Genomic DNA, 22,227 nt, shown 5'->3' with positions numbered 1-22,227 from the left:
GCGCTGACCAATCTGCCGCAAGGCACCTTCGCCTCAGAAGTCGCGGTAGATGGTGACAAGGTCAACGTGACCCGTGAAATCGACGGCGGCCTGCAAACCGTCGCGCTGACACTCCCGGCCATCGTCACCACTGACCTGCGCCTCAACGAGCCGCGCTACGCCAAGCTGCCGGACATCATGAAGGCCAAGAAAAAGCCGCTGGATGTCAAAACCCCCGCTGACTACGGCGTGGAAGTGGCTTCCAAGGTCACGCTGCTCAAAGTGCAATCCCCCGCCGAGCGCAAAGGCGGTATCAAAGTCGCCTCGGTGGATGAGCTGATCGACAAACTGAAAAACGAAGCCAAAGTGCTTTAAAAGGAGCTGATCTCATGAGCATTCTGGTACTTGCCGACCTGCATGAAGGTCAGTTAGCGGGCGCGACCGCTCACGTCGTCGCAGCGGCCCAGGCCATCGGTGGCGATATTGATGTGCTGGTCGCCGGTGAAGGCGTCCAGGCCGCCGCTGACGCGGCCGCCAAACTCGACGGCGTGAGTAAAGTACGCGTGGCAGATAACGCCGTGTACGCTCATCAGCTGGCCGAGCCCGTGGGCGCGCTGCTGGTGGAGCTGGCGGGTGATTACACCCACGTACTGGCCAGCGCTTCCACCACCGGTAAAAACGTCCTGCCGCGTCTGGCGGCTATGAAAGACGTCAGCCAGTTGTCGGATGTGATTGGCGTTGAGAGCGCCGATACTTTCCTGCGCCCGATTTATGCCGGTAACGCCATCGCCACGGTCAAAAGTGACGACGCGCTGAAAGTCATTACCGTGCGCACCACCGCGTTCGATGCGGTGGGCCAGGGCGGCAGCGCAGCCGTGGAAGCGGTAGCGTTCGCCGCTGACAACAGTCAATCCAGCTTTGTCAAAGAAGAGCTGGCCCAGAGCGACCGCCCGGAACTCGGCGGTGCCAAGGTCGTCATCTCCGGTGGCCGTGGCATGGGTAACGGCGAGAACTTCAAGCTGCTGGACGGCATTGCCGACAAGCTGGGCGCGGCCATTGGCGCTTCGCGTGCGGCGGTCGATGCGGGCTTTGTTCCTAACGACATGCAGGTGGGCCAGACCGGTAAGATCGTCGCGCCTGAGCTTTATATTGCGGTGGGTATTTCAGGTGCGATTCAGCACTTGGCGGGCATGAAAGACTCCAAGGTGATCGTCGCCATCAACAAAGACGACGAAGCTCCGATCTTTCAGGTCGCCGACTATGGCCTAGTGGGGGATCTGTTCGAGATTCTGCCAGAGCTGGAAAGCAAGCTGTAAGTCATTGAACTTGCTGCCTGTCAAAAGCCGACTTCGCCAGAAGTCGGCTTTTTTATTGTGGGCGGGTTCGATAAACTGACAATAGTTGACTAAGGTGCTGGGACAAAGATTTGCCGCCGATGGTAAAAAATTGCCGGGGCGGTGGTTGAAAAGGGTGGAGTAAGACCACACCTAATGTAGTGAACGCAACAGAAGCCACTCAAGGAGAAGATAGCATGGCACATACCCTTCCTGAACTGCCGTACGCTTACGATGCTCTCGAGCCGAACATCGACGCGATGACGATGGAAATTCACCACTCTCGCCACCACAACACCTACGTCACCAACCTGAACGGTGCGCTGGAAGGCACCGGTCTAGAAGACGTTCCGGTGGAAGAGCTGGTGGCGAACTTGGATCGCGTACCCGAAGAGAAGCGTCAAGCCGTTATCAACAACGGTGGCGGCCACGCTAATCACTCCATGTTTTGGCAAATGATGTCACCCAACGGTGGCGGACAGCCGCATGGCGACGTGGCTAAAGCCATCGACGCAGAGCTGGGCGGTTTTGATGCATTCAAAGACGCCTTCAAAAAAGCCGCGCTGGGCCGTTTCGGCAGCGGCTGGGCGTGGTTGTCCGTCACGCCTGAGAAAAAGCTGGTCGTCGAAAATACCCTCAACCAAGATAGCCCGTTGATGCACGGCAACACGCCCGTACTCGGTCTGGATGTTTGGGAGCACGCTTACTACCTGAAGTTCCAGAACAAGCGTCCAGACTACGTGGATGCTTTCTTCAACGTGGTGAACTGGGAAGATGTCGAGCGCCGTTACCAAGCCGCCATCGCCTAATACTCACGCCCTGTGAGGGCGGTGTCAGCTACTGACACCGCTGGAAAACCGCTCCCTATCAGGGAGCGGTTTTTTTGTGTCTGGGTATAGCGCTGGGCATGAGCTGTCCATAACCTGTGGATGAAAAAATACCATATATGCTGAAATTGATTTTCTCTTAGTCTATATATAGTATGCGTGGTGACTTTTAGAGGGGTAGAGCAAGCGCTGCGCACTACCTGAAAATTGCCGCTATGAAAAGGGGAAATAGCCATGGAAATCCAAATTTATAGCAAGCCTGCCTGTGTACAGTGTACTGCCACCTATCGCGCGCTGGATAAGCAAGGCCTTGAGTACACCGTCATCGACATTACCGCCGAAACGGGTGCTCAAGCAGAAGTCGAAGCGCTGGGTTACCGCCAGCTGCCTGTCGTGGTCGTCGGTGAAGAGCACTGGTCGGGCTTCCGTCCGGACCGCATCCAAGCGTTGGCGTAATCGTCACCCATGCACGCTGCTGACGTGGAAGCCGAGCAGGCAGGTACGCTGGTCTATTTTTCCACCAAGTCAGGCAACACCCATCGCTTTATTGAAAAGCTTGGTTTAAGTGCACAGCGGCTGCCGTTACATCGTGAAGCCCCGACGCTACGCATTGAGCAGCCCTACATATTGGTTACCCCCACCTACGGAGGTGGCTCGGCCAATGGGGCTGTGCCAAAGCAGGTTATTCGGTTTTTAAATGACGAGCACAACCGACACCTCTTACGAGGTGTCATTGCTGCTGGTAATACTAATTTTGGTGACGCATACGCTTTGGCGGGGCGAATCATTGCCCAAAAGTGCCAAGTGCCGCTGCTTTATCGTTTTGAATTGTTTGGTACCGATGACGATGTCGCCAAGGTCCGCAAAGGAGTAGAAGAGTTTTGGAAACGTCAAGCTCAGTCTCTAAGAACGTAGCTGCAAAAAACTCGGCAGATCAACGCCCTGCTGCGGGAGCCACCGAGGCGCGCACGCTGGATTACCATGCGCTGAATGCGATGTTGAACCTGTACGGTGCCAACGGCGAACTGCAGTTGGATAAAGACCGCGAAGCGGCGCGCCAGTACTTCTTGCAGCACGTCAATCAGAACACCGTGTTCTTCCACTCCTTGGAAGAGAAGTTGGACTACCTAGTGGAAGAGCAGTACTACGAAGCCGACGTGCTGGCGCAGTATAGCTTTACGTTTGTCAAAGCGCTGTTCGAGCAGGCGTATGCGTACAAATTCCGCTTCCCGAGCTTCTTGGGTGCGTTCAAGTACTACACCAGCTACACGCTCAAAACCTTCGACGGCAAACGTTATCTCGAGCGGTATGAAGACCGGGTTTGCATGGTGGCGCTCACGCTAGCGCGTGGCGATGAAGCGCTGGCCAAGTCGCTAGTCGACGAGATCATCAGCGGCCGTTTCCAGCCTGCGACGCCCACCTTCCTAAACTGTGGTAAGCGCCAGCGAGGCGAGCTGGTCTCTTGCTTCTTGCTGCGTATCGAAGACAATATGGAGTCCATCGGGCGTTCCATCAACTCCGCGCTGCAGCTCTCCAAGCGTGGCGGCGGCGTGGCCTTCCTGCTCAGCAACATTCGCGAATCCGGCGCGCCGATCAAGCGTATCGAGAACCAGTCGTCGGGCATCATTCCGATCATGAAACTGCTGGAAGACGCGTTCTCCTACGCCAATCAGCTAGGTGCGCGTCAAGGTGCCGGAGCGGTCTATCTCAACGCCCACCACCCGGACATTCTGCGCTTTTTGGACACCAAGCGTGAAAACGCGGACGAAAAAATCCGCATCAAAACGCTGTCGCTGGGCGTGACCATTCCCGATATCACGTTCGAGCTGGCCAAGCGCAACGACGACATGTACCTCTTCTCGCCCTACGATGTCGAGCGCGTCTACGGCGTGCCGTTTGGCGATATCAGTGTGACCGAGAAGTACCATGAAATGGTGGCCGACGCGCGTATTCGCAAGCACAAGATCAATGCTCGCGCCTTCTTCCAAACCCTGGCCGAGCTGCAGTTCGAGTCTGGCTACCCGTATATCATGTTCGAAGATACGGTCAACCGCGCCAACCCGATTGCAGGCCGTATCAACATGAGTAACCTGTGCTCCGAGATTCTGCAGGTCAACACGCCGACCGAGTACGACGACGACTTGGGCTACCGTCAGGTAGGACAAGATATCTCTTGTAACCTCGGCTCGATGAACATCGCCAAGGTGATGGATTCCGGTGATATCGGCACCAGCGTCGAGATCGCCATTCGCGGTCTGACCGCCGTGTCTGAAATGAGTAATCTGCGCAGCGTTCCCTCCATCGCCGAGGGTAATGCCAAATCGCGCGCCATCGGTCTTGGCCAGATGAACCTGCATGGCTTCCTGGCTCGCGAGCATATTTATTACGGCTCAGAAGAGGGGTTGGACTTCACGAACCTGTACTTCTACTGCGTTGCGTTCCATGCCATTCGTGCGTCGAACCAGTTGGCCATCGAACACGGTGAGACCTTTGCCGGGTTCGCAGACTCTACCTATGCATCGGGTACGTTCTTCGATAAGTACACCGACCAGGCGTGGCTGCCGCGTACCGAGAAAGTCCGTCAGCTTTTCGAGCGCAGCGGTATTGCACTGCCCACGCAAGACGATTGGCAAGCGCTGAAAGCCTCGGTGATGGCGCACGGCCTATACAACCGTAACCTTCAAGCGGTACCGCCGACTGGTTCTATCTCGTACATCAACCACTCCACCTCCAGCATTCACCCGGTGGCGGCGAAGATCGAGATCCGTAAAGAGGGCAAGCTGGGTCGCGTTTACTACCCAGCGCCATTCTTGAACGAAGCGAACTTCGATTACTTCCAGGATGCTTACGAAATCGGTCCTGAAAAAATTATCGATACCTACGCGGAGGCGTCCAAGCACGTTGACCAAGGCCTTTCGTTGACACTGTTCTTCCCGGACACGGCCACCACGCGGGATATCAACAAGGCGCAAATTTACGCATGGCGTAAAGGTATCAAGACGCTTTACTACATTCGCTTACGCCAAAGTGCGCTTGAAGGCACCGAGGTAGAGGGTTGCGTCTCCTGTACGCTGTAACCTCGGATACGCTTTTAAGAAGATGTTTGTGAGAGAACTCTGATGACGATGATGCAACGTTTGTCGCGAGTGAATGCGATTAACTGGAACCGCCTTCAAGACGATAAAGACCTTGAGGTATGGAACCGCCTGACCAGTAACTTCTGGTTGCCGGAAAAAGTGCCGCTCTCTAATGATATTCAGTCGTGGAACACGCTGACGCAGCAAGAGAAGCAGCTTACTATCCGCGTATTTACGGGTCTGACGCTGCTGGACACCATTCAAAGCAGCGTGGGTGCGCCTGTGCTGATGGAAGATGCCCGCACTCCTCATGAAGAAGCGGTATACACCAATATCGCCTTTATGGAATCTGTGCATGCGCGCTCCTACAGCTCGATTTTCTCGACGCTGTGTGCAACGCGTGATGTAGACGACGCGTTCCGCTGGAGTGAGGAAAATCCGACGCTACAGATGAAGTCGGAGCTCATCCTGAAGCGCTACCGCTCGGACGACCCGCTGATGCGCAAGGTGGCGAGCGTTTTCCTGGAGTCGTTCCTGTTCTACTCGGGCTTCTACTTGCCCATGTACTGGTCCAGCCATGCCAAGCTGACCAACACGGCCGACTTGATTCGTTTGATCATTCGTGATGAAGCGGTGCACGGTTACTACGTGGGCTACAAATTCCAGCAGGCGCTGGCAGAAGAGACGCCCGAGCGACAGCAGGAAGTGAAAGATTACGCCTACGAGCTGCTGCTGGAGCTTTACGACAACGAAGTTCGCTACACCGAGTCGCTGTATGATGAAGTGGGTCTGTCGGAAGATGTGAAGAAATTCCTTCACTACAACGCCAACAAAGCCCTGATGAACTTGGGCTTTGAGCCGCTGTTCCCCAGCAGCGTGACGGACGTTGACCCGACGATCATGGCCGCACTGTCACCCAGCGCAGATGAGAACCACGACTTCTTCTCAGGGTCTGGCTCTTCCTATGTCATTGGTAAAGCGGTCGCCACAGAAGACGACGACTGGGCGTTTTAATCACCGCCGTGGTTACGTTCTCTACGGGAGCCTATGGCTCCCGTTTTTTATGCGCGCAACTCCCGCCAGACTGTAGGTGGATGTTAATGATAAATATTGTCATTTATTCTATTAGTGTTACGCTATGCACTGCACGCGTTAAACGCAAATCGTTCTTATACCTAATGAGTTTTAGCGCGCCGTTCGTGAGGGCGCGTTAAGCAGTGACGGAGACATAACGTGCTGAAAAGGCCTTTCTTTGCCTTGCGTGGGTGTTGGCTTGCAGGAGTGCTGGTCAGCGGTACGCTAATGGCAAGTGATGAGACAATGGATCAAGCGGCCCAAAGTGTCGAGGCCCAGCAAACCCAGTCTGAACTGCAGCAGCAAATTGACAGCGCGGATGAAGCTACGCGTTCCGCCATTGAAGAGTTGCGCCGCCTAGAGCGGGAAACCCGCCAGATGGAAGCCTCCAACGCAACGCTCAGTAGCCGCCTGGCTAGCGAAGCCGAGCGCCAGCAGCGATTAAGCCAAGCGCTGGATACGTTAAGCGATACCCGTGATGCGCTGCCCATGATCGAGCAGGATATGGCCGAGCAGCTAGCCCGTTGGATCGAGTCAGATCTACCTTTCTTAACCGATGAACGCCTCGCCCGGGTGGAATCCGCCGGTAATCCCGAGGCAGGCAGCGCTGAACGCATTGCCAGCTTGCTCGAAGCCTGGCGCGCTGAGCTGGCCTATGGCCGTGAAGTGGATAGTTGGCGAGGCCGGTTGGTGATGGAGGGAGCGTCGCCCAGAGAAGTCGAGTACCTACGTATTGGCCGTATTGGCTTTTACTACCTCACGCCGGATGGTCGGGAAGGTGGTGTATGGGATAAAGAGGGCGGTGAATGGCTGGCGTTAGACGAACCCGCTCGCCGTCAGGTACGCAACGGCCTGCGCATCGCTAATGATCAGCGCACGCCGGAGCTTCTGCAACTACCACTCTCTATTACTGCCAATGACCAAGGGGGCCAGCCATGAGTCTATTCTCTCGCCCAAAAGCATGGCTTTGCCTAACGTTACTGGTTGGCGCATTAACGAACAGCGCTGCCATGGCCCAAAGCGATGAACTTGGGTCGCTAAGGGAGGCCCGAGAGGCTGCCCAAGCGCGTGATCAGGCGCGGCTGCAGTCATTCTTAGAAGATCAAGAGGGCCTGGAAGCCGCCTTGGAGGAGGCACGCGCTGCCCATGAGGCGGCTGAAGACGAGCAGGCAGCCCTTGAAGCGCAGCAGGATGAGCAAAGCGAGCAGGCCCAAGCGCTTGCCCAGCGGCAAGAGGAGCAGGGAGAAGCGTTAACCTCATTGCTAGCAGATCTTGCCCGTCACAGTGAAGAAATTCGCAATGAGCTAGGCGGCGATAGCTGGCTAACGCTAGAGGCAGATGCGCTGCCGCCGCGCCTTAATGATGTCGACGTTCTGGAGCGCTCACAAATTGAGGCCGTGGTAGATAGCCTGGCAACACTCACTGTGAATACCGGTCGTGCCGAGCGTCTCGAGCTGCCGGTGGCGGATGCAAGCGGCGACATAGAGTCACATAGCGTCGTGCGGCTGGGGGATTTTGCTGCCTTTACCGAGTCTGCGCTGCTTAGAAAGGGGCAAGACGAAGAGAGCAGCCTCGCCGAAGTGCCGCGCACGCCAACAGCAATCAGCGACCTGTTAGCGGCTTACCATCAGGGCGAGAGCCGTGAATTTGCCATTGACCCCACGCAAGGCAGTGTTCTCGAAGCGTTGGCGCAACAGCCCACGCTCTGGGAGCGCTTTCAGCAAGGGGGCTACGTCGGTTACGTCGTTGTCGTGCTCGGTGGTATCGGGCTGCTGGTGGCGTTAGCTCAGTATATTTACCTACTGACGGTGAGTGCGCGTGTGCGCCGCCAGCGCCAAAACTTAGATCAGCCAAGCAAGGATAATCCGCTTGGTCGCGTGTTAGAACGCTTTAAAGAGATGGATAAGCACCAAACGCCAGAAGCGCTCGAAGCGAGGCTGGATGAGGCGGTGCTGGCCGAGTTGCCGAAGATTGAGCGTGGTCAGCCTATCGTTAAATTGCTGGCCGCCATTGCACCTCTGCTGGGGCTACTGGGTACCGTGACAGGCATGATCGTGACCTTCCAAGCCATTACGGTATTTGGTACCGGCGACCCGCAGCTAATGGCCGGCGGTATCAGTCAGGCGCTGGTGACCACTGTGCTGGGCTTGGTAACCGCTGTGCCGCTGCTGTTTGCTCAAACGGCGCTCTCCAGTCGCAGCCGTTTTATTACCCAGGTGATTGAAGGCGAAGCCAGCGCCACGTTGGCCGACCATCTGGAAGCGCAGTCCACTCTTTCTGGGCAAACGGTGAACTAGCATGCCGACCTTACCCCTTTGGCTAGAGCCAGTAGAGCGGCTGTTAGAGGCGGGCGGCGCTGTGCTAGTCGTGCTTGCGCTGGTGGCGGTGGTGGTGTTCGCCATGGCGATTGAGCGCTGGTGGTACTACCGCATCAGTTGGCGGCGCGCGCGCCATGAACTGGTTCGTCGCTGGGCAGCCCGAAGCGACCACCGCAGTTGGAGTGCGCGTACGCTACGTCATGTATGGAGTGCGGCCTTGGTAGCCAAGCTTCGCCGCCCACTGCCCTGGATCAAACTGCTGGTGGTGCTCTGTCCGCTATTGGGGCTGTTGGGCACCGTCACCGGTATGATCGCCGTTTTTGATAGCCTTTCGATGAGTGATACCCACCAAGCCAGGGCCATGGCCGATGGCGTTGCCCGGGCAACGCTGCCTACCTTAACGGGAATGGCCATTGCGGTAGTGGGTATGCTGTTTATTAGCCGTTTAGAGCACGTTATCCGTCGCGAAGACCAGCGTTTGCATGACCGCTTAGCGCGTGCCTTGGAGGAGAGTGATGCGTAGACGCCGTTCTATAGAGGCTGCCGACGACAGCAATGAGGTGAACTTAACGCCGATGCTGGATGTGGTGTTCATTATGCTGATCTTCTTTATCGTCACGACCAGCTTTATCAAGGAGAGCGGGGTGGAGATTGACCGCCCCGAAGCGTCGGCGGCCACGCCCCGCCCCGATGCCCAGGTGCTGATTGCTGTCACGCCCGAAGGAGTGGTATGGGTAGATGGCCAGCCGGTAGATCTACATCGTGTTGGCCAGCAGGTAGCCGGAATGCTCAGCGGTGAAGGGTCGGTGGTTATTCAAGCCGATCGAGAGTCCACCACGGGTGTGCTGATTGAGGTTATGGATCGTCTTCAGCAGGCAGGGGTCGAGCAGGTCGCCGTGGCAGCGAGCCGGAGCGCGCCATGATGCGTCATGCGTTGTCGATGCTAGGCGGTATTGCCCTGGCCGTCGGACTCTTCTGGATGCTGGCGCTGCTGGTGGCACCACCTGAACAGCAAGTCGATGAGCCTATTATGACGATGTCCATGACCATGGTGGAAGCGCCGGAGGTGGCGCCCGAACAGGAGGCACCGCCTCCCGCGCCTGCGCAAGCAGCACCTGCGCCTCCGCCCATGCCGACTCCCGCGCCTGCACCAGTGGCCACCAGTACGATTGCGTTGCCCGAGGTAGAGCTGCCTGACGCGCCGGTAGAGCCCGTCGAGTTAGAAAGCGAGCTGCCCGAGCTGACCGAGGCTCAGCCCGAACCCACACCGCAACCACAGCCAGCTCCTGAACCTGCGCCGGAACCCTCGCCCGAGCCAGCAGAAACGGCAGCGCCATCCCCTGAGCCCGCCGCTGCCCAGCGCGACGCAGCACCGGCCGCTGAGCCTGCGCCCTCCAATGAACCGGTGAGCGTTGGGCAGGTGGCGCCGACGAATCGCGTTAACCCGTCGTATCCACCCCGTGCTCAGCGTCGTGGCATGGAGGGGTTTGTGGAGGTGGAGTTCGTCATTCAGCGTAACGGTAGTGTTGACGGTGGCTCTATTCGGGTGACCAATGCCCAGCCTCGTCGGGTCTTCGAAGACGCTGCCCGCGAAGCGATTGCGCGTTGGCAGTTCGAACCCAGCCAGCAGCTACGTCGCGCCACCCAGCGTATTGAGTTCCAGTTAAGGTAGCGGTGACATGTCTCGTAGAGAAAAATCGCCAAACAGGCTAGTGAACGATGCTGGCCGAGGGAAGAGGATGCAGCGGTGGGTCGCCATCATGTTACTGAGCGCCTTAAGCGCTACCGCTGTGGCCAATGAGCCGCTGCCCGGTGACATTATTCAAGACCTGAACGGGGTGCAAAGCCAGTTAGCAAGCCAAGCAAGCGGTTCGGCAGATCCAGAGGTGTTAAGCCGTATTATTAGCCATGCGCGCTCTCAGTCTGAGCGGTTGGCTGGCGGTAACCGGGCCGACCAGTGGGCCAGTGCGCTTTATCACCAGTTAGCGGCAAGCGCCCTTGTGCACCAGGGGGAAAACCTTGCGGCCGCCGATGAACTGGCCAGCGCTCGCCAACGCCCGAGCGTTCCCGATAGCCAGGTACGCCGCTGGCTGCGCGATGAGGCGTCGCTGCGCCGTGCAGCCGGAGAGCGTGATGAGGCCATTGCTCTGTTCGAACAGTGGTTGTCAGAGTCCTCGGGCAATGAGCGTTACGCAGAAACGGCGTGGCTGTTGGTGCGAATGCTGGCCGAAGAGGAGCGCTGGGAGGCTGCGTTAGAGTGGCTGGTGCCGCTGCTAGAGCAAGGGGATCTCAGCGCTGAACAACAAACGCTCACGAATGTTGTGCTACGGCACACAGGAGAGAATGAGCAGGCGCTAAGTTGGCTGTTGAAGGGCTTAAACGCTGAGAGCGAAGCCGATGCATGGCGTCAGGCAGCCGGGCTTGCCCAGCAGGCAGGCCAGTTGGGCGTAGCAGCCGCCGTCTGGGAGGCGGCATGGCAGTTAGGCAAGTTCTCGACCCCAGATGAGCGCCTTACTCTTATCCAGCTTCATCTGGCAGGCGGGACCCCCGCCCGTGCCGGGGAGCATTTAGAGGCAGCGCTTGAGGCAGGCGAGCTTCCTAGCAACGAAGAGACGTTGCGCTTGCGAGCGACGGCCTGGCAGCAGGCGAAACATATTGATAATGCCTTGGGCGCTTGGCAAGCGCTCGCTGAAGTAACGCAATCAGCCGATGACTGGCGCCAACTGGGTCAACTTGCTTATGGGTGGGGGAGAAATGAGCAAGCAGAGGCGGCGCTTACAACCGCTGCTAATCTTGGGGATACCCAAGCGGAAGAGTGGCTGGCCAATTTTCGTTGATAAGAAAAGCCCCTTCGCTAAACAAGGGGCAGGCTGTTTTCTTGTTACTGAATTTTCTTGCTAATTGCTTCACATACTACTGATTAACAGGGAGCGTTAATGTAAAGTCGCTCCAGGTTGGGGCGTGGTCGGAGGGGCGATCCATACCGCGTAGCGGGTAATCGATGCCTGCGCCTGTCACGCACTCGGCCAAAGGCTTTGAGACGAGAATGTAGTCGATACGCAGGCCGCGCTTTGGCTCTCGATCAAACCCTTTAGAACGGTAGTCAAACCAACTGAACCACTCGCTGTTATTAGGGTGGCACAGCCGGTAGCTGTCGCTAAGCCCCCACGCTTTAATGCCTTCCAGCCACTCACGCTCAATGGGTTGGAAGCTGGTTTTGCCATCGCGCAGCCAGCGTTTACGGTTGGCTTCGCCAATGCCTATATCCTGGTCTTCCGGTGAGATATTAAAATCACCCATGACCGCCAGCCGCTCTTCAGGAGCATGCTGGGTATTAAGCAGGTGTGCGAGCTGTTGATAAAAGCGTGCTTTGTGCGGAAACTTGGTGGGGTGATCAATGCTCTCGCCTTGCGGAAAGTAGCCGTTCCACACAGTGACCGCTTCGCCATCGTCGGCGAGAAGCTTGACGCCAATCATGCGGCGCTGCGCATCCTCTTCATCATCAGGAAAACCGTAAAACACCGCCTGCGGCTGTTGGCGGCACAGTAACGCAACGCCGTAATGCCCTTTCTGGCCATAATAGAAGACGTGATAGCCCATGGCTTCTACGTCAGCCACGGGGAATTCACTATCCTGCACTTTGGTTTCTTGTAAGCCAATGACATCAGGTTGTTGAGTGTCGATCAGCGCTTGAAGCTGATGTAGCCGTGCCCGAATGCCATTGATATTAAACGACACCAAACGCATTACGAAGGGTCTCCTGATGAGTTGTCGCCCCCTTTGTCAGGGTGAATCGCAATCGGTTGGCCACTTTGCTGGCGCGCTAGTTTACGCACGGCTTGTAGTTTGCGCTGCTGCTGCTTTTTAGCCACAAAGCGGCGCGATGAGGTCACCTGCTCAGGGTTCTCATGGCGCCACTTTTTATAATCTTTGCGGCGACCAGTGCGGATAGTCACTTTATCCGCTAATGAACGAGTCTTTTTCTTACGCGTCATGTCGCGCTCCTTGGGTTAATGTATGCCTCATTCTAACAGGCAAGCGTGCTCCTTCGACAGCAGGGCGCGCTCTTATCGCCAACCCCTGGTACAATGCGCACTTCGTGATGCCTAACCTCCACAGCAATGGACAGATACACAGCCTATGAGCGAGTCGGAACAGACCACAGCATCGGCCCAGAACCGCAAGCCTAAACGTCGTCGTCGGAAACCGCGTCGTCGTCAGTCGAACTGGGATCTTCGTCAGTTTCAGGTGCCCGCCGTTGCCGGCAAGTGGCGCTTCCATGACTTTGATCTGCCGCTGCCTCTAATGCGCGCTATTCATGCCCAAGGGTTTGAGTACTGCACGCCCATTCAGGCGGAAGCACTGCGCCACACGCTGTTAGGTGGCGATATTGTCGGTAAAGCGCAAACGGGCACCGGGAAAACCGCCGCCTTTTTGATCTCCGTGTTGGCCTATTTTCTCGAAGAACCCACACCGGAGGGCCAAAAGCCGGGGGCTCCCCGCGCGCTGATCATCGCGCCGACCCGTGAGTTGGCGCTGCAAATCGAGAAAGACGCCAAGGCGCTTGCGCGCTTTACTCAGCTTAATGTCGCCAGTGTCGTCGGCGGCATGGATTATCAAAAACAGCGCGATAGCCTGAGCAAGAAGATCGATATCCTGGTCGCCACGCCTGGACGCCTGCTGGACTTCCATCAGAAGCGTGATATCGACCTCTCTGAAACCGAAGTGCTGGTGCTCGACGAAGCGGACCGTATGCTTTCCATGGGGTTCATCCCCGACGTGAAGCGCATTGTTCGCTACACGCCGAAAAAAGAGGAGCGCCAAACGTTCCTGTTCTCGGCCACTTTCACCGACGATATTCTCAATCTGGCGAGCCAATGGACGCTTGATCCGGCGCATGTCGAGATCGAAGTGACCGTCGAGAATCAGGCGGATATCGACCAGCGCGTCTATCTTGTCTCCGATGACGATAAGCAGCGGCTGCTGGTGAAGCTACTGGAGCAGGAGAGCTTTGAGCGCGTCATGGTCTTCGGTAACCGCCGTGATTTGGTGCGCAAGCTTGACGATCTGCTGAAAAAAGCGGGTGTCAGCGCGGCTATGCTGTCCGGTGATGTGCCTCAAAACCAGCGTATTAAAACGCTGGAAAGCTTCCGCGAGGGAGAGATTCAGGTACTGGTCGCCACCGATGTCGCGGGTCGCGGTATCCATATTGAAGACGTCAGCCACGTTATCAACTACACGCTGCCAGAAGACCCTGAAGATTACGTCCACCGTATTGGCCGTACTGGCCGCGCGGGCGCCAAAGGGGTCTCCATCAGCTTTGTTGGTGAAGAAGACGCCTTCTCACTGCCAGAGATTGAGCGCTACATTAACGGTAAGCTGCCCTGCGAACATCCGCCGGAAGGCATGCTGTAACGGGCATGCTGGATAACGCGCTTAAAAACGATATTCAGCAAGCCTACCGTAACGTGGTGGAAAAGCTAGGGCTGACACCACGCTACGGGCAGCGCTTAATGATTGCTGAAATCGCCCGCACCCTAGGTGATATCGAGTGCGACAGCGAGGGAAAGCGCGTTAGCGATAGCCACGTTTGCGTGCTGGAAGCCGGTACCGGCACGGGCAAGACGCTGGCTTATCTCATTGCGGGGCTGCCTATAGCCAAGGCACAAGGCAAACGGCTCATTGTCTCCACGGCCACCGTTGCCCTTCAAGAGCAAGTGTTGAATCAAGACCTGCCGTCGCTGGCTAGCCATAGCGGTGTTGCCTTTCGCTATGCGCTAGCGAAAGGTCGCGGCCGTTACGTCTGCGTGGCGCGGCTGGATCAAGCGCTGGAGGGTAGTGAGCCCAACCCAACCCTTTCGCTGTTCGAGCAATCCCTTCAAGCTGATAGCAGCGACTTTAACGTACTGGCCACCGATATGGCGGAGGCCTACGGTAAAGGCGAGTGGGAAGGCGATCGCGATACCTGGCCGGTGTCTATCGAAGACAGCCACTGGCGTCAGCTGACGGTGGATCATCGCCAGTGCACCGGTCGCCGTTGCGGGCATTTTGGTGCCTGCGCCTTTTTCCGCTCTCGTCGAGAGTTGGAAAATGCGGATGTTATCGTTGCTAACCACGACCTCGTGCTGGCGGATCTTGCCCTTGGGGGTGGTGCGATTCTGCCAGATCCTGCCGACTGCATCTTTATTTTCGATGAAGGTCACCACCTGCCGGATAAGGCGCTGTCCCATTTCGCCCACCGCTTTGCGGTGCGCGGCTGTCTGCGCTGGCTAAAAACCCTGAAAAGTAGTTTGACGGATTTGAACCAGGGCCTGGCGGTACAGCCCACCATTGCTCGCTTACTGGCAGGGCTGCCTGAGCTGCTGCATAGCTTGGAGCCTGCGCTGGGTGACGTGTTTAGCATGGGGCATCAGCTGGCAGGGCGTGAAAATGGTCTGGCAGATGAAGAGGCGACCCATCAGCAGCGTTTTGAAAAAGGCCAAGTGCCCGACGCGCTGCGCGAACAGGCGCAGCAGCTGCTAGTCATGTTTGCCACCCTGTCGAGAAGTCTAGAAAGCATTAGCGATATTCTGCGCGAAAGCCTGGACCCGGATAAACAGACCGGCCTGGACCGTGACCAGGCGGAAACGTGGCTGCCTCTAATAGCGTTGCTCCATGGTCGCGCCCTGGAGGCTCATGCGCTGTGGCAAGCGTTTAGTGAACAGGATGACGCCAATGCGCCGCCCAGCGCACGGTGGATAACGCTCAGTCGTGTGGCGGGCGAACCAGAGATTGAGTTCTCAGCAAGCCCGGTTTCTGCAGCGCACACGCTTGCCAAGCACCTATGGGGGCGCTGCCACGGGGCGGTTGTCACTTCGGCAACGCTCACGGCGCTTGGTCGTTTTGAGCGCCTGCAGGAGCGAGCTGGTTTAGCTAACCGTTATCGTTATCAGGCGCTGCCAAGCCCGTTTGATTACGCCAATGCGGTCTTGCGAGTGCCTGCTGAAGCGACCGACCCTAGTGACCGGGATGCCCATGAGAACGCCATTGTACGCTTTGTGTCGCAGCTAGGTGAGGAGGAGGCGGTACTGGTGCTGTTTTCTTCCCGTGCTCAGCTGCGTGCGGTGGAAAAGGCGCTGCCCGCTGCGACAAAAGAGCGCATTTTGGCGCAAGACGCGTTGCCTAAACGTGAACTCATTGAGCGCCACCGGGCCGCGGTGGATGGCGGTAAGGGTAGCGTGATTTTTGGCTTGGCGAGCTTTGCCGAGGGTATCGATTTGCCGGGGGATTATCTCACCCACGTGGTGATTACTCGGCTGCCGTTTGCGGTGCCGGATGACCCTGTTGGGGCAACGCTTGCCGAATGGATCGAGAGCCAGGGCGGTAACCCGTTTATGCGTATTAGCGTACCGGATGCTTCGATTAAACTGGTGCAGGCGTGTGGTCGTTTAATCCGTAAAGAGAGCGATCGGGGAGTCATTACGCTGCTGGATCGGCGAGTGATTACGCGCCGCTATGGCCAGGCGCTATTAGATGCGTTGCCGCCTTTCAGGCGCGATATACAGGCATAGGTGATAGGGGCGTTAGGTTCTGGCAATAAAAAACGCCCGCTAAGCAGCGCTCAGCGGGACGTTTTCGAGAGCGGTGGCTCGTTACGCGATGCGTTTCGCCAGTACCGATGCTAGTTTCTCGTTCATACGGGTGAACGTTTCCACTGTGGTGTCCCAGTCGATGCAGGCATCGGTGATCGATACGCCGTACTGCAGCTGGCTTAAGTCTGCAGGCACTTTTTGATTGCCCCAGCCAATGTTGGATTCCACCATCAGGCCGATAATCGAGGTATTGCCTTCGAGAATCTGGTTGGTCACGTTTTCCAGTACCAGTGGCTGCAGCGCGGCATCTTTATTCGAGTTTGCGTGTGAGCAGTCGATCATGATGTTGGCAGAGAGATTAGATTTTTTAAGCTCTTTCTCTGCCAGGGCAACACTCACGCTATCATAGTTGGGCTTACCATTGCCGCCGCGCAGGACCACGTGGCCATAGGCGTTGCCGCGGGTGCGGATAATCGCCACTTGGCCTGCCTGGTTGATGCCCAGGAAGTTGTGCGGGTTAGCGACAGATTGCAGTGCGTTAATCGCCACGTCCAGACTACCATCGGTGCCGTTTTTAAAGCCAACCGGGCAGGAGAGGCCGGAGGCCATTTCACGGTGAGTCTGTGACTCGGTGGTGCGGGCACCAATGGCTGACCAGCTAATGCAGTCCTGCAGGTACTGCGGAGAGATGGGGTCAAGCGCTTCAGTAGCTAGCGGCAGACCCATTTCGGCTAAATCGACCAGCAGTTTGCGGGCAATGTGCAGGCCTTCGTCAATTTCGAAAGAGTCGTTCAGGTGCGGGTCGTTAATTAACCCTTTCCAGCCCACGGTCGTCCGCGGCTTTTCGAAATAGACACGCATCACGATATAGAGGCTGTCGCTCACTTGATCAGCCAGAGTGCGCAGGCGGCGGGCATAATCAAGCGCTGCTTCAACGTCGTGAATAGAGCAGGGGCCAACGACCACGAGCAAACGCGGATCTTTGCCATCTAGAATGTTTTGGATGGTCTGACGGCCTTCGATAACCGAACGCTCGGCGCTTTCCGTTAAAGGGATAGCGTTTTTCAGTGCTTCTGGGGTGGTAAGAACATCCTGTGCAAGGACGTTAAGGTTACTAACCTGTTGATCTGACATCTTGCTACCTGTGCGTGCGCGATGGGCTAAAAGTGACCACTACTATGGCGCGTCACGGTGGTAAAAATCAATTGTTACGGAACTTTGCGTTAAGGAAAAATGTCAGCCTCAGGGTTTTAATAGAGGGGGCAAGCGCTTGATGCGCTGCTAAGAACGCGTAACACTAGACGATATTGGTGTTTAGCAATTCAACGCGTGCAACATAACCAAGGGGGGCAGGTGGAGCTTTGCCTGTTAATTTCCTCCATGATGATTAACTTATGCCCAAGGGACGCTATGCTGCTTGCTGTGAAGGCCCGGCTTACAGGGCGAAAAAGACACAAAGCTCGGCGTAAAACGTTCGAGCAGAAGGAGCGTGTGAATGGGCACTCGTGAAACAGACCAACAGCTGGTTGAACGTGCTCAGAAAGGCGATACACGCGCTTTTGATCTACTGGTGAAAAAATATCAGCATAAAATCATTGGCTTGATTGGACGCTACGTCCACGACCATGCAGAAGTACAGGACGTGGCGCAGGAGGCTTTTATCAAGGCTTATCGTGCGCTGGGTAAATTTCGCGCAGAGAGCGCGTTTTACACCTGGATGTATCGCATTGCGATTAACACGGCGAAAAATCACTTGGTATCTCGTGGACGTCGGCCGCCAGGTAGCGATTTAGATATTGTCGACGCTGAAATTCTTGATCAGAGTGGTCGCTTGGCGGACTCAGAGTCGCCAGAAGCATCTATTGCTCGGGATCAACTTGAGGCGGCGGTATATGAAGCGATTGAGAAACTGCCAGATGATTTACGCACCGCTATTACGCTGCGTGAGCTGGACGGCTTAGCCTACGAAGATATTGCCCAAGTGATGCAGTGTCCGGTGGGCACCGTTCGCTCACGAATTTTTCGCGCTCGGGAAGCGGTTGATGAGCATATTCGTCCGCTAGTCACTACGGCGCGTAACAGCCGCGATGACTAAGGCGCTGACTAATCAAAGTAGTGCTTTGGTCACAGTCATTTACGTTTTTGCTTTTTTTGTGAACTGTCTGGCAAGTGAGGCGTCATACAAGTTATCTAGCTTTAACGAGTTGAGCCGCCGACAGCTACCGTAATGCTATCTGTCTGTCAGTGATTAGCATTATGCAAACGGTAATTTGTAATAGGGCCTTGGCCTGCGAGGTTTTGCGGTTAAAGCACGCGCTAGCCGTGTTGCCGCTGAGCTTCTTCTAACACAGTGTGAGGGTGTGAAGTATGAGTCAAAGCACACGGGAATCACTTTCAGCATTAATGGACAGTGAGAGTGACGAGCTTGAATTGCGCCGGGTGTTGAAATCACTGCCCGATGATGCCGACGCGGCAGAAACGTGGCGTCGCTATCACTTAGCGCGCAGTATGATGCAGCGTGAGCGTGGGGTGGACGTTAGCGTAGACCTTTCTGCTGGCATTATGGCTCGCCTGCGTGAAGAACCAGCGCCTGTTATGGGTGGCGATAGCGCAGCCTCACCTGTACGGGCAGGTGGAATATCGTTTGCTCGTGGTGCCGGTGTCGCTGCTGCGGTGTCGTTGATGGTCATTACGGGCGTTCAATTCTTTAATGGTAACGCTTCTACCGGTGGTGCTCAGCCCGCGAGTAATACAGTGGCTTCGCAGAATAGCGCTGGAGCTCAGGTGCAGCCGGTAAATTTGGCAGCATCACAACCTGCCGCTATGACGGCTTCTGACATGCCTATGTTTGAACCTACACCATTTCGCATTAATGGTCAGTCGGGCAACAGCGGCTTAATGAATATTAGCGAAGCTGGGTTTTCTGCCCCCGTTGCTCCGCAAGGCATGATGGCACAGCAAGCGACGACGATTGATGTTGATCAATTGCGCATGCTTCAGTCCTACCTAGAGCAACATGCGCAGGGTGCTGCAACGGGCGGTGGTGACAGCTGGATGCCGCTGATGCGCTCAGCAGTGACAGAACCACTGGGTCAGCGTTAAGCAAGGCGGGTCGCCGGACAACGTGATCGCTGAGTAAGGGGCTGATAGATTGGTATGGTGACTGCCAGATGTGCTTTATGGGGAGGCCGGCTTGCATTAACGTTAAGCCTGTTGAGTGCCAGCCTGCATTCCTCGTTTGTTACTGCTGATACCCCTACGGTGCTCTCCTGTGCCGAGGTTGCTGAACAGCAAACACCAGCAACCACGCAAGCATGGCTTGAGTTAGCACTGGTTGCGGGCCACTGTTATGACTTTCAGGCCCGGGCAGTCGCTATCGATGCCTTGGGTGTACGTACGCTTGCACTTTCCCACCGCATTCGTGATGGTGTTCGCCAGCAGGTCGTACAACATCTTGATGGGCCATCGGTAAGTATCGAGCGACGCTCTATTGCTGGCTATATGGCGCGCTTTACGCCAGAAGTGAACAGTGGCTTAAAAGCCTCTGAAGCTTGGGCGCAACATGTGGCTTCCTATTACGATATTTCCCTTCAAGAAGATGCCCGAGTAGCAGGGCGCGATGCAGTGCAACTGCGTTTTTCACCCCGGGATCAGCAGCGCTACTATCATGCATGGTGGGTTGATAAAGAGACCGGGCTGTTACTTAAGCATGTTATGAGTGACCGGCAAGAACGTGTGCTGGAAACCTTTCAAATTACCCAGCTTCACTCTCCTAAACTTTATGATGGCGGCGTCGCCGATGACGTGAGCGCCGAACAAGTCGATCATTCTTGGCACGCAGAGTGGTTGCCAGAGGGGTTTGTTGCTCAGCCGCAAGATCCAGGGCAGCCGGTCAGCAACCAGCGGGTATATAGCGATGGGTTGGCCGCAGTCAGCCTTTTCGTTAACCCTATTGAGCAGAGCGTGTTGAAAGAAGGCGTTCACCGGCTAGGTGTTTCAACAGCAGCAGTGGCGCTGGTGTCCGGGGGTGATCAACGCTGGCAACTGATAGCCATTGGGGAACTTCCTTCGGATATGCTGCAGCGTATTGTGCAATCTGTTCGTATTGAGCCATAGCCATGTCTACCCCTTATGCCGCCTGCGCATCGCTTTTAAGAACGGGTATCGTCGTTGGCTATACGGGTGATGGATTGACCGTTGATGTGTCGCTTAACGCTGCCTGCCAGCAGTGTGCTGAAGGGCGTGGTTGTGGTATGGGGCTGTTAGCGCGGCGCCAACAGCAGCACATCACTGTGTATCCTAAGGCGAGCGTCGCTAGCGGTGCGTCTGCTTACCCTCTTGGTAGCCAAGTTACCATTGCACTACCTAAACACGATATCAGCTATTTGGCGCTTCTGGTTTACGCGTTGCCACTATTGGCGGCGTTGTTAGTCTCTGGAGGTGCCTCGCTGCTAGGCACTAATGAATGGTTAAGCGCAGCGCTTTTCTTTAATGCCTTGATATGCGGTGTTATTGTCCTTAAATATCTAATGCATGGGCGGATGGAACGCTTCCGGCCGCGCTTGGTCAGTTAGTTGTTCCGTAGCTCACTAAGAGTTGCACTTCCTTCGTTTCGTATCTGCTTTACTAGGAGCTGTTGCATGAAGCGCTTGGTTCTTCCCTCAACACTATGGCTATGCTTAGTCGCGATGTTTTTTATAGGCCAGAACGCCTATGCGCAAACGTTGCCCGATTTCACTGAATTGGTGGAAGATGCAGCACCGGGCGTTGTGAATATCTCCACCAGTCGAACGGTTCAGCGTAGCCCGGCCATTCAAGGGTTTGGCGGCCAGGAAATCCCTGAAATCTTCCGTCACTTCTTTGGCGATAGTTTTCCGATACCCCCAGGCAGTAGCGGGGGAGGCAGTGAGGAGCGCCAATCGTTAGGCTCTGGCTTTATTATCAGCGCTGATGGCTATGTCATGACAAACGCCCATGTGGTGCAGGATGCCGACGAAATTCTGGTGCGCTTGAACGACCGGCGCGAATTATCGGCTGAGCTGATCGGTAGCGATACTCAAACTGATGTGGCACTCCTGAAAATTGATGCTAACAATCTGCCAGTGCTTAACCTTGGCGACTCTGACGAACTGAAAGTAGGCGAGTGGGTCGCTGCTATTGGTTCACCGTTTGGGTTTGATCACTCGGTGACTGCAGGCATCGTTAGCGCGATTAACCGCACGCTACCCCGTGATGCCTACGTACCGTTTATTCAAACCGATGTAGCGATTAACCCTGGCAACTCCGGTGGACCGCTGTTTAATTTACAGGGAGAGGTCGTGGGTATTAACTCGCAGATCTTTACCCGCAGCGGTGGCTTTATGGGGCTTTCGTTCGCTATTCCGATTAACGTTGCTATGGATGTCGCTGATCAGCTTCGTGAAGATGGCCACGTTAATCGTGGTTGGCTGGGCGTCATGATCCAGCCGGTATCTCAAGATCTAGCTGAGTCTTTTGGCATGAGCAAAGCCATTGGCGCACTGATTGCCGACCTTGATCCAGAAGGCCCTGCGGCTCAGGGTGGCCTGCAAGCGGGAGATGTCATTATCGAAGTGAATGGCGAAGAGGTTGACCGTTCAAGTACGCTGCCTCGCTTAATTGGTCGCGTAGCACCTGGCAATGATGTCGAACTAACGCTAATGCGTGATGGCGAGCAAGTCTCAGAAACGGTAGAGCTGGGCAGTTGGCCCGATATGAACGAAGCAACATCTGCAGCCAATAGCGATAGCCAAGTACGCCTAGGTGTCGCAGTTGCTGAAGTAGATCAAGCAATGCGGGAGCGGCTGAACATCAATGGCGGCGTTGTAGTCAGTCAGGTAGAGCCTAATAGTGTGGCTGCCCAGGCGGGCCTGCGCGCTGGCGATATTCTGGTGAGTATTGATCACCGCAGCGTGGCGTCGGCAGACGAGCTAATGCGCATTGTAGAAGAGCTGCCCAATGACCGTGCTATTCCTGTGCGGCTATACCGGGATGGTCGTTCGTTGTTTGTGGCATTAAGACTCGAATAA

Annotated in this window: 23 protein-coding genes; 20 read left to right on the top strand and 3 right to left on the bottom strand. The window is 56.0% G+C overall.

Features of this window, described 5'->3' with window-relative positions; translation table 11 throughout:
• From AC13CN_RS14670 to AC13CN_RS14610, 13 genes are all read left to right on the top strand, one after another.
• A partial coding sequence (locus tag AC13CN_RS14670) for an electron transfer flavoprotein subunit beta/FixA family protein (RefSeq protein WP_483053221.1) occupies positions 1-354 on the top strand: 354 nt, incomplete at its 5' end.
• A gap of 14 nt (positions 355-368) precedes the next feature.
• Positions 369-1,295, top strand: coding sequence for an electron transfer flavoprotein subunit alpha/FixB family protein (locus tag AC13CN_RS14665; protein ID WP_172514492.1), 927 nt, complete (start codon positions 369-371; stop codon positions 1,293-1,295).
• A gap of 215 nt (positions 1,296-1,510) precedes the next feature.
• A complete protein-coding gene (locus AC13CN_RS14660) occupies positions 1,511-2,122 on the top strand; it encodes a superoxide dismutase (RefSeq protein ID WP_044630796.1) in 612 nt (203 codons plus the stop codon).
• Positions 2,123-2,374: 252 nt separating this feature from the next.
• The gene (gene nrdH, locus AC13CN_RS14655; protein WP_044630795.1) at positions 2,375-2,596 is read left to right on the top strand and encodes a glutaredoxin-like protein NrdH; all 222 of its coding nucleotides are present in this window, start codon (positions 2,375-2,377) and stop codon (positions 2,594-2,596) included.
• Positions 2,597-2,605: 9 nt separating this feature from the next.
• Positions 2,606-3,055 (top strand): class Ib ribonucleoside-diphosphate reductase assembly flavoprotein NrdI, encoded by a 450-nt coding sequence (gene nrdI / locus AC13CN_RS14650; protein WP_044630794.1) that lies wholly within the window; start codon positions 2,606-2,608, stop codon positions 3,053-3,055.
• Positions 3,022-5,217: a class 1b ribonucleoside-diphosphate reductase subunit alpha gene (nrdE, locus tag AC13CN_RS14645; RefSeq protein WP_074210486.1), complete on the top strand. Its 2,196-nt coding sequence runs from the start codon at positions 3,022-3,024 to the stop codon at positions 5,215-5,217. Before nrdI ends, nrdE begins: the two co-directional genes overlap by 34 nt.
• 42 nt (positions 5,218-5,259) lie before the next feature.
• Positions 5,260-6,231 carry a class 1b ribonucleoside-diphosphate reductase subunit beta gene (gene nrdF, locus AC13CN_RS14640; protein ID WP_044630793.1) on the top strand — a complete coding sequence of 324 codons (972 nt, stop codon included), beginning with the start codon at positions 5,260-5,262 and terminating at the stop codon, positions 6,229-6,231.
• Between the two features lie 219 nt (positions 6,232-6,450).
• The gene (locus AC13CN_RS14635; protein WP_253557113.1) at positions 6,451-7,230 is read left to right on the top strand and encodes a DUF3450 domain-containing protein; all 780 of its coding nucleotides are present in this window, start codon (positions 6,451-6,453) and stop codon (positions 7,228-7,230) included.
• Complete coding sequence (locus tag AC13CN_RS14630) at positions 7,227-8,588, top strand: MotA/TolQ/ExbB proton channel family protein (protein WP_253557112.1); 1,362 nt, start codon at positions 7,227-7,229, stop codon at positions 8,586-8,588. Before AC13CN_RS14635 ends, AC13CN_RS14630 begins: the two co-directional genes overlap by 4 nt.
• Before the next feature lies 1 nt (position 8,589).
• Positions 8,590-9,132, top strand: a complete 543-nt coding sequence (locus AC13CN_RS14625; RefSeq protein WP_044628391.1) for a MotA/TolQ/ExbB proton channel family protein — start codon at positions 8,590-8,592, stop codon at positions 9,130-9,132.
• Complete coding sequence (locus AC13CN_RS14620; RefSeq protein WP_172514576.1) at positions 9,125-9,532, top strand: ExbD/TolR family protein; 408 nt, start codon at positions 9,125-9,127, stop codon at positions 9,530-9,532. Before AC13CN_RS14625 ends, AC13CN_RS14620 begins: the two co-directional genes overlap by 8 nt.
• Positions 9,529-10,281, top strand: a complete 753-nt coding sequence (locus tag AC13CN_RS14615) for an energy transducer TonB (RefSeq protein WP_253557111.1) — start codon at positions 9,529-9,531, stop codon at positions 10,279-10,281. Before AC13CN_RS14620 ends, AC13CN_RS14615 begins: the two co-directional genes overlap by 4 nt.
• A gap of 88 nt (positions 10,282-10,369) precedes the next feature.
• The gene (locus tag AC13CN_RS14610) at positions 10,370-11,446 is read left to right on the top strand and encodes a hypothetical protein (protein WP_367399283.1); all 1,077 of its coding nucleotides are present in this window, start codon (positions 10,370-10,372) and stop codon (positions 11,444-11,446) included.
• Between the two features lie 76 nt (positions 11,447-11,522).
• Here the strand turns inward: AC13CN_RS14610 and xthA are convergent, their stop codons facing one another.
• Together xthA and AC13CN_RS14600 are read right to left on the bottom strand one after the other, a co-directional pair.
• Positions 11,523-12,356, bottom strand: a complete 834-nt coding sequence (gene xthA, locus AC13CN_RS14605; protein ID WP_253557108.1) for an exodeoxyribonuclease III — start codon at positions 12,354-12,356, stop codon at positions 11,523-11,525.
• Entirely contained in the window at positions 12,356-12,604 is a 249-nt protein-coding gene (locus tag AC13CN_RS14600; RefSeq protein WP_044628386.1) for a hypothetical protein, read from the bottom strand. Before AC13CN_RS14600 ends, xthA begins: the two co-directional genes overlap by 1 nt.
• A 145-nt stretch (positions 12,605-12,749) precedes the next feature.
• Between AC13CN_RS14600 and rhlB the strand changes: the two genes are divergently transcribed.
• Entirely contained in the window at positions 12,750-14,024 is a 1,275-nt protein-coding gene (gene rhlB / locus AC13CN_RS14595) for an ATP-dependent RNA helicase RhlB (protein WP_044628385.1), read from the top strand.
• A gap of 5 nt (positions 14,025-14,029) precedes the next feature.
• On the top strand, positions 14,030-16,159 hold the full coding sequence (gene dinG, locus AC13CN_RS14590; protein ID WP_483053220.1) for an ATP-dependent DNA helicase DinG: 2,130 nt from the start codon (positions 14,030-14,032) through the stop codon (positions 16,157-16,159).
• Positions 16,160-16,240: 81 nt separating this feature from the next.
• On the opposite strand, the gene AC13CN_RS14585 is transcribed toward dinG, so the two are convergent.
• Entirely contained in the window at positions 16,241-17,314 is a 1,074-nt protein-coding gene (locus AC13CN_RS14585) for a 3-deoxy-7-phosphoheptulonate synthase (protein ID WP_044628383.1), read from the bottom strand.
• Positions 17,315-17,675: 361 nt separating this feature from the next.
• Here AC13CN_RS14585 and rpoE point away from each other — a divergent pair, with 361 nt between their 5' ends.
• The 5 genes from rpoE (at position 17,676) to AC13CN_RS14560 (ending at position 22,227) form a co-directional block, all read left to right on the top strand.
• A complete protein-coding gene (gene rpoE, locus AC13CN_RS14580; RefSeq protein ID WP_044628382.1) occupies positions 17,676-18,275 on the top strand; it encodes an RNA polymerase sigma factor RpoE in 600 nt (199 codons plus the stop codon).
• Positions 18,276-18,547: 272 nt separating this feature from the next.
• Positions 18,548-19,282: a sigma-E factor negative regulatory protein gene (locus tag AC13CN_RS14575; RefSeq protein ID WP_054640820.1), complete on the top strand. Its 735-nt coding sequence runs from the start codon at positions 18,548-18,550 to the stop codon at positions 19,280-19,282.
• A gap of 54 nt (positions 19,283-19,336) precedes the next feature.
• Positions 19,337-20,296: a MucB/RseB C-terminal domain-containing protein gene (locus tag AC13CN_RS14570; protein ID WP_483053219.1), complete on the top strand. Its 960-nt coding sequence runs from the start codon at positions 19,337-19,339 to the stop codon at positions 20,294-20,296.
• A 2-nt stretch (positions 20,297-20,298) separates the two neighbouring features.
• The gene (locus AC13CN_RS14565) at positions 20,299-20,754 is read left to right on the top strand and encodes a SoxR reducing system RseC family protein (RefSeq protein WP_483053218.1); all 456 of its coding nucleotides are present in this window, start codon (positions 20,299-20,301) and stop codon (positions 20,752-20,754) included.
• A 66-nt stretch (positions 20,755-20,820) separates the two neighbouring features.
• A complete protein-coding gene (locus AC13CN_RS14560) occupies positions 20,821-22,227 on the top strand; it encodes a DegQ family serine endoprotease (protein ID WP_137094121.1) in 1,407 nt (468 codons plus the stop codon).

Source organism: Vreelandella sp. L-25 (assembly GCF_056857535.1).
The sequence above is the reverse complement of the archived record's forward strand: the minus strand, read 5'-3'. Positions and strand labels throughout refer to the sequence as shown.